This window comes from Pseudomonas sp. DWP2-2, assembly GCF_049897065.1.
In the GTDB taxonomy this organism is placed as follows: domain Bacteria; phylum Pseudomonadota; class Gammaproteobacteria; order Pseudomonadales; family Pseudomonadaceae; genus Aquipseudomonas; species Aquipseudomonas paracarnis.
The window spans coordinates 1-6,990 of the sequence record NZ_JAFCVN010000023.1 but is presented as its reverse complement, the minus strand read 5'-3'; the positions used below and the strand labels follow the sequence as shown (position 1 = coordinate 6,990).

The following is a 6,990-nucleotide window of genomic DNA, read 5'->3' as shown; positions in this document are numbered from 1 at the left end:
GTAACCGTCCGGCCAGCACCCTCTCCTGACAGCCCTCCAAATTGGCCAAGATAGTGGACACCATTTTTTAGTGGACACTATCTTGGATACAGTTGCCCCAGCCCGTCGAGCCGGTCGCCGCCCCAACTTTCCGCTGGACTTTAAACGCCAAGTCGTCGAGGCCACCTTCCAGCCTGGCGCCTCCGTGTCATTGATCGCTCGCGAACATGACGTCAATGCCAATCTGGTCTTTCGCTGGCGGCAGCAATACCAAGAAGGGCTATTCGGCCCGGTCAGCCAGAGTGCTTCGTTTTTGCCAGTCCAGGTGATCGAGGCGCCAATGGATCTGCCGCCAGTCTTCCAGCCACAGGCAGAGTGTCATTCCGAGATCGCAGTTGAGGTAGGAAAAGCCAAGTTGCGTATCACCGGAGCACCAGACCCGCAGACGCTGCAACTCGTCTTGCAGCAGTTAGTGCGATGATTGCCCCTCCCGCTGGAACCCGTATCTGGATCGCCGCTGGCGTCACGGACATGCGTCGTGGCTTCGACGGTTTGGCGGCCATGGTGCAGACTCAACTGGAAGCCGATCCCTTCTCCGGTCAGATCTTCGCCTTTCGCGGACGGCGTGGTGACCGGATCAAACTGTTGTGGTGGGATGGCGACGGCTTGTGCCTGTTTTGCAAACGGTTGGAGCAAGGACGCTTTGTCTGGCCGCAAGCAACCAGCGGCAGCGTGTCGCTGACGACCGCGCAGTTGTCGATGCTGTTGGAGGGCATTGATTGGCGCCGGCCAATTCGTACAGCACCCGTCCTCGCGGTCTGACTTGCCGCGCTGAAAAAATCCCCAGTAATATTCGGGCATGACCCTCGTGACCGACTCCCTGCCGAATGATCTTCAAGCCTTGAAGGCGCTGATCGCTGCCCAGCACGCAGAGATTGAGCGCTTGAAGATGATGATCGCCAAGCTGCGTCGTACGCAGTTCGGTCGCAGCTCCGAGCAACTGGAAGCGATGATCGACCAGCTCCAGTTGAGCCTTGATGAGCTGCAAATCAGCCAAGCCGAAATGACACCTCCAGTCGAGCCGGCACCTCGCGCAGTTTCGCGCCGTAAACCATTGCCTGAACACCTACCTCGCGAAACCCACGTTCATCAGCCCGAGTCGCAATGCACTGGCTGCGGTGGGACGCTTCGCCATTTAGGTGAGGATGTGTCCGAAGTGCTGGAGTACGTTCCGGCACGTTTCAAAGTCATTCGCCATGTCCGTCCGAAGTGGGTTTGCCGCTGCTGCGAGCACTTCGCCCAGGTGCCGGCACCGAGTCGCCCGATCGCCCGAGGTCTTGCCGGCCCAGGGTTGTTGGCCCATGTGCTGGTCTCGAAGTTTGTCGATCATTTGCCGTTGTATCGGCAGTCCGAGATCTACGCCCGTGAGGGCGTGGAGCTGGAGCGCTCAACCCTGGCCGACTGGGTTGGCCAGAGCAGTCAGTTGCTGCGACCACTGATCAACGCCCTTGAGCACCACGTCATGAGCGGACACAAAGTCCATGCCGACGACACGCCGATTGGCGTGCTCGCGCCGGGCAACGGCAAGACCAAATCGGCGCGCCTGTGGACGTACGTGCGGGACGACCGACCTACGGGGGACGCGACACCGGCGGCGGTCTGGTTTGCCTACTCGCCGGATCGCAAGGGGCAACATCCCCGCGCGCATCTCAAGCGCTTCAGCGGGATCTTGCAGGCGGACGGCTATGCCGGTTTTGCTCAACTATATGCCACGGGCACCATTGAGGAAGCGGCGTGTTGGGCTCACGCCCGGCGCAAGTTTTACGAGGTCTACAAAGACCTGGCTTCACCACTTGCCGCCGAGGCGCTGCAACGGATTGCGGCCCTGTATGCCATCGAAAGCGAGATTCGAGGGCAACCGCCCAACCTGCGAAAAGTGGTTCGGCAAAGCCGAGCCAGTCCGCTGCTGGAACAACTCCACGCGTGGCTCAACCAGACGCTGACTCAACTGTCGAAAAAATCGGCATTGGGCGGTGCGATTCTCTATGCCCTCAATCGGTGGCAGGCCTTGGTGCGCTATTGCGATGACGGGCGAATTGAGATCGACAACAACGCTGCCGAACGCGCGCTACGTGCTGTCGCGCTAGGCAGAAAAAATTATCTGTTCGTCGGTTCCAACGCCGGCGGCGAACGAGCGGCTGCGATTTACAGCCTGGTGGGTTCAGCCAAACTCAACGACCTGAACCCGCAAGCCTATTTGACACACGTGCTGGAGCGCATCGCCGACCACCCGATCAATCGGGTCGACGAACTGCTGCCCTGGAACGTTTCTCTCGCCTCCACGGAACTCTGCGAGGCCGCCTGATCCATGGTCAAAACTGTTCGCTTGCCAAAACCCGAACCTGATTTGTTGCTACTGCACATTGAATTGAAGTGGATCGAACCTGCCATCTGGCGCCGTGTGGCGGTGCCCGAGAACATCACCTTAGGCAAATTGCACGCGGTGATCCAGATCGCAATGGGCTGGCACGATGACCATCTGCATGAGTTTGAAATAGCTGGTGAGAGTTACGGTATTCCCGACTCCGATGGATGGGGGCCTCCCGTGAACTCGGAGACCCGCAAGACTCTGATCAAAGCGTTGAACGGGAAAAGGACATTCCGCTAGGTCTATGACTTTGGCGATGGCTGGGATCACCGGATCAAAGTCGGAAAGAGAAATCCGATGCCCACTCCGTAGGACATTGAGTCGAAATCCAATCACGATGTTCTCATTGGAAGGGTCTGCAACAGATGTCGATTAAGCTCCTGGCCCACGCCGAACGCCTCTTGGACGCTTACGATAGTCAATCCTTGATGCTTGGAGGCCCAATCTTCTGCCGCTGGGATAGATGCGAAGAAATGCACATGGCAACAGAAGGACTGACGAACGTCGGCCGCCTCCTGCGGCAATACCAGTGACACTGCCACGTCGGCAGGTTCAACAGCCTGTATCTCGCTGGGTGAAACCGTAAGCGAAACGGGTGCTCCAGTTGCAGCGCAATGCGACGAGACGCGAGCTGTACGGCCGATTAACGCCGGGAGCATCAGGGTGTCCAGCGCGCACCAGGCATACAGCCGGCGGTTGTCAATTTCCAAGACATGCGACGTCTCGCGCAAGGTGAGGACATAGCCGATGATGTTCCCATCGTTGTCGTATTCGGTACTGGTGGCTTGTTCGAGCACAGCCGCCACTTGCTCAGCGGGCCAGCCAAGAGTCCTGGCAAGCGTAGTTCGCGAAATCGGGCGTCCCTTGGCAAGTTCACCCAGTAGCGCGACCAAGAACTCCGCAAAACCTTTGGGCCGGTTGGTCGGGGTGAGACGTTCGGCGATCTCGGTAATGTAGCGGGCAAATTTCATGGTGCTCTCCATTCATCCAGCGCAGCAGGACAATTGCTTTACGTCCTTGGTGAAAGTCTGCGCCGCGAGCTTCAGGCCCTCGACCATGGTTAGGTAGGGGAACAACTGGTCGGCCAGCTCCTGCACGGTCATGCGGTTGCGAATAGCCAGCACCGCCGTCTGAATCAGCTCGCCCGCTTCCGGGGCCACCGCCTGCACGCCGAGCAACCGACCAGAACCCGCTTCGGCGACCAGCTTGATGAACCCTCGCGTGTCGAAGTTGGCCAGCGCACGCGGCACGTTGTCCAGGCTCAGCGTGCGACTGTCGGTTTCGAGGCCTGCGCGCTGTGCTTCCGCTTCGCTGTAACCGACGGTGGCCACCTGCGGATCGGTGAACACCACCGCCGGCATGGCATCGAGATTAAGCGTAGCTTCGCCGCCGGTCATGTTGATCGCCGCACGGGTGCCAGCCGCCGCCGCGACGTAGACGAACTGCGGCTGGTTGGTGCAGTCGCCGGCTGCATAGATATCCACTGCGCTACTGCGCATGCCCTGATCGATCTGAATGGCGCCGCGTTCATCCAACAGTACACCCGCCGCTTCCAGGTTCAGGCTTTGGGTGTTGGGCGTGCGGCCGGTGGCGACGAACAGTTGGTCGGCGCGCAGTTCACCGTGGTTGGTGGTCAGTACGAATTCGCCGTTGGCGTGGGTCACCTGACTGGCTTGTGTCTGCTCAAGCACGTCGATGCCCTCCATGCGGAAGGCTGCGGTCAGCGCCTCGCCGATGGCCGGATCTTCGCGGAAGAACAGCGAGTTGCGCGCCAGGATGGTGACGCGGCTACCCAGCCGGGCAAAGGCTTGCGCCAGCTCCAAGGCCACCACGGATGAGCCGATCACGGCGAGCCGTTGCGGAATACTGGCGCTGGCCAGTGCCTCCTCCGAGGTCCAATAGGGGGTGTCTTGCAGCCCGCGAATCGGCGGCACGGCCGCACCGGCGCCGGTAGCGATCAGGCAGCGGTCGAACGCGACTTCGCGCCCGCCCCCCTCGACCAGTTCGACGCTGAGCGTGTGGCCGTCCTGGAAGCGAGCGGTGCCACGCAGCACGGTGATGGCTGGTGTGCTCTCCAGAATGCCTTCGTACTTGGCGTGACGCAGTTCGTCGACAAGGCCTTGCTGTTGCGCGAGCAGCCGCTCGCGCAGGACGGTCGGCGGCGTGGCGGGCATTCCGTCATCGAACGGACTCTCGCGGCGCAAATGAGCCACATGCGCGGCGCGAATCATGATTTTCGACGGCACGCAGCCGACGTTGACGCAAGTGCCGCCGATGGTGCCGCGCTCGATCAGAGTGACGCGGGCGCCGGCTTCCACCGCCTTCAAGGCGGCCGCCATTGCCGCACCGCCGCTGCCTATGACTGCAATGTGTAGCGCGTCGCCGTTTTTGCCGACCTCGGTGTCGCTGCGCAACCAGCCCAGCGCCTTATCGAGCTGGCCGGGGCGCGGTTGTAGCGAGGCGACTTCGAACGACGCTTGATACCCAAGGGCCTCGACGGCGGCTTGCATTTGTTCACGGCTGACAGCCGCGTCGGCCGTCATTTCGGCCTTCCCACCGGCGTAGGAGACGTCCGCCCGGTGCACGCCGGAGATTCCCTCCAGAGCATCTCTGACGCGGTCGGCACAGGAGGCGCAGGTCATACCGTGGATTCGCAGTGTGGTCATAGCGTTTACTTCCTCAAATGGGTCTCTTTGCGGCATTACTGTTTTGGCTGTGGTGGGCAGGCACCCGGGGCGCAACGGGGGTGGGCGGGCGACACGAGATCCCAGATCGAGCCCCCAAGCATGAGGGCCAGACCGATATAGAGCAGCCAACCGCTCCGCCAGCCATAAGCCCGCATCAAAAACACCGCAGCCAAGACCAGGACAGGGCCTATCAGGCCGAGTGCAGTTCGCTGCCACTGCCGATGTTTGAGCCAGCCAAGGGAATTGACGAGCAGCGCCAGGGCCGCAAACAAGGGCAGTAGCGTGGTGATGAACAGGCCTTCCCACTGGCTCAAAAAGCCCAGACCGATTGCAGCGCCTAAGCTAGCCAGAGCAGGAAAACACGCGGCGCAGCCTAGGGCTGAAACCAGCACACCGACGGAACTGGCTTTGTCACCGATCCGCGTGAACAGATTGAGAGGATTTCTCATTGGTATTTCCTCCTATTGCTTGATGGTAGATGGATAGCCGGCATCCTCGGTCGCCTTGGTCAGGGCCTCGGAGTTGGTCTTGGCATCGTCGAAGGTCACGATGGCTTCGCGTTTCTCGAAACTCACCTCGGTCTTGGTCACGCCCTCGACCTGGGTCAGCGCTTTCTTGACCGTGATCGGACAGGCGGCGCAGGTCATGCCCGGTACCGACAGGGTGACGGTTTGGATGGCGGCCCACACCGGGGAAACCACGGCAATGAGCGCGAGAGCGGCAAACAGCTTTTTCATGGGAGACTCCTGCCTGATCAGTAAAACAACGGGAGGATGTAGGGGAAACCGAGCGCGACCAGCACGAGTGCCATCACGAGCCAGAAAATGAACTTGTAGGTAGTTCGTACCTGCGGAATTGCGCAGGTCTCACCGGGTTTGCAGGCTTGAGCCGGGCGGAAAATGCGCCGGTAAGCGAAGAACAGCGCCAACAATGCCGCGCCGATGAAAAACGGGCGGTAGGGCTCCAGAACGGTGAGATTACCGATCCAGGCGCCGCTGAAGCCCAGGGCAATTAGCACCAGCGGGCCCAGGCAGCAGGTGGACGCAAGGATCGCCGCCAGACCTCCAGCGAGGAGTGCACCACGGCCCTTTTGTGATTCAGACATGGGTTCAACCTTTCGAATGTTTGATCGATGGGTTAAGGTTATTTCCGTAGTCAGGTACGGAGTCAAGCGGTATGAAAAACACTGCGGAAAGCCTGACCATTGGCGTCTTTGCCAAGGCAGCCGGGGTTAACGTGGAAACCATTCGGTTCTATCAACGCAAAGGGCTGTTGCCCGAACCGGACAAGCCCTACGGCAGCATTCGTCGCTACGGCGAGGCGGATATTGCACGGGTGAAATTCGTGAAGTCCGCACAACGGCTGGGCTTCAGCCTCGATGAAGTGGCCGGACTGTTGCGGCTCGATGACGGTACGCACTGCAATGATGCGCGTGTGCACGCCGAGCAGAAGCTCGAAGACGTGCGGGGGAAACTTGCGGATCTGCGGCGGATCGAGTTGGTCCTGGCGCAGTTGGTTGATGACTGTTGCGCGAGCCACGGGACGGTTAGCTGCCCGCTGATCGATTCGCTGCATGGAATAGATAGCCACGAAAACTTCGCGCCTTAGCCTACGATTTCCCGTTTCATTGCCCCCCTGTTTGTCGGCTTGAACAGGAAAAGAGCGGCGCTCAATGAGCCCCGTTGACTGGCCAAACCTACGGTCTGCTTTTAGCCACGCTCTTACCCTACAGAGCCGAGAGTCCTGATCACTTCGAATGCAAATGATTGGTCAGTTGCAACGCAAATGGGTGGTCAAGTGGGGTGCAATTTCGCAGTTTTTGAGTGTGAGCGCGTCAATCAGCGGTTAAAGGGGATTAAGGTCTGAGATGCAAGGCGGTGTAGTTCGGACGCTTAC

9 protein-coding genes and 1 pseudogene are annotated in these 6,990 nt (G+C 60.1%); 5 read left to right on the top strand and 5 right to left on the bottom strand.

Annotated features, from left to right (window positions below; all coding sequences use genetic code 11):
• Positions 1-163: 163 nt before the first annotated feature.
• The 4 genes and pseudogenes from ACP7CZ_RS26925 to ACP7CZ_RS26910 all read left to right on the top strand — a co-directional run.
• A pseudogene (locus ACP7CZ_RS26925) lies at positions 164-460 on the top strand (transposase); the annotation flags it as partial.
• On the top strand, positions 457-801 hold the full coding sequence (tnpB, locus tag ACP7CZ_RS26920; RefSeq protein WP_003425037.1) for an IS66 family insertion sequence element accessory protein TnpB: 345 nt from the start codon (positions 457-459) through the stop codon (positions 799-801). The pseudogene ACP7CZ_RS26925 and the gene tnpB, both read left to right, overlap by 4 nt.
• 37 nt (positions 802-838) lie before the next feature.
• Entirely contained in the window at positions 839-2,344 is a 1,506-nt protein-coding gene (gene tnpC, locus ACP7CZ_RS26915) for an IS66 family transposase (protein ID WP_003425038.1), read from the top strand.
• Between the two features lie 3 nt (positions 2,345-2,347).
• Positions 2,348-2,647, top strand: a complete 300-nt coding sequence (locus tag ACP7CZ_RS26910) for a plasmid pRiA4b ORF-3 family protein (RefSeq protein ID WP_003425039.1) — start codon at positions 2,348-2,350, stop codon at positions 2,645-2,647.
• Positions 2,648-2,739: 92 nt separating this feature from the next.
• Here the strand turns inward: ACP7CZ_RS26910 and merB are convergent, their stop codons facing one another.
• From merB to merT, 5 genes are read right to left on the bottom strand one after another with little or no spacing between them, the layout of a single operon-like run.
• Positions 2,740-3,378 carry an organomercurial lyase MerB gene (gene merB / locus ACP7CZ_RS26905; protein WP_003425042.1) on the bottom strand — a complete coding sequence of 213 codons (639 nt, stop codon included), beginning with the start codon at positions 3,376-3,378 and terminating at the stop codon, positions 2,740-2,742.
• Positions 3,379-3,390: 12 nt separating this feature from the next.
• Positions 3,391-5,073: a mercury(II) reductase gene (merA, locus tag ACP7CZ_RS26900; RefSeq protein WP_003425044.1), complete on the bottom strand. Its 1,683-nt coding sequence runs from the start codon at positions 5,071-5,073 to the stop codon at positions 3,391-3,393.
• 35 nt (positions 5,074-5,108) lie between these two features.
• Entirely contained in the window at positions 5,109-5,543 is a 435-nt protein-coding gene (gene merC, locus ACP7CZ_RS26895; protein ID WP_003425046.1) for an organomercurial transporter MerC, read from the bottom strand.
• A gap of 12 nt (positions 5,544-5,555) precedes the next feature.
• Positions 5,556-5,831, bottom strand: a complete 276-nt coding sequence (gene merP / locus ACP7CZ_RS26890) for a mercury resistance system periplasmic binding protein MerP (protein ID WP_003425048.1) — start codon at positions 5,829-5,831, stop codon at positions 5,556-5,558.
• 17 nt (positions 5,832-5,848) lie between these two features.
• Positions 5,849-6,199, bottom strand: a complete 351-nt coding sequence (merT, locus tag ACP7CZ_RS26885; RefSeq protein WP_003425049.1) for a mercuric ion transporter MerT — start codon at positions 6,197-6,199, stop codon at positions 5,849-5,851.
• Positions 6,200-6,270: 71 nt separating this feature from the next.
• On the opposite strand from merT, the gene merR reads away from it, so the two are divergent.
• Positions 6,271-6,702, top strand: coding sequence for an Hg(II)-responsive transcriptional regulator (merR, locus tag ACP7CZ_RS26880; RefSeq protein WP_003425050.1), 432 nt, complete (start codon positions 6,271-6,273; stop codon positions 6,700-6,702).
• Positions 6,703-6,990: the final 288 nt, after the last annotated feature.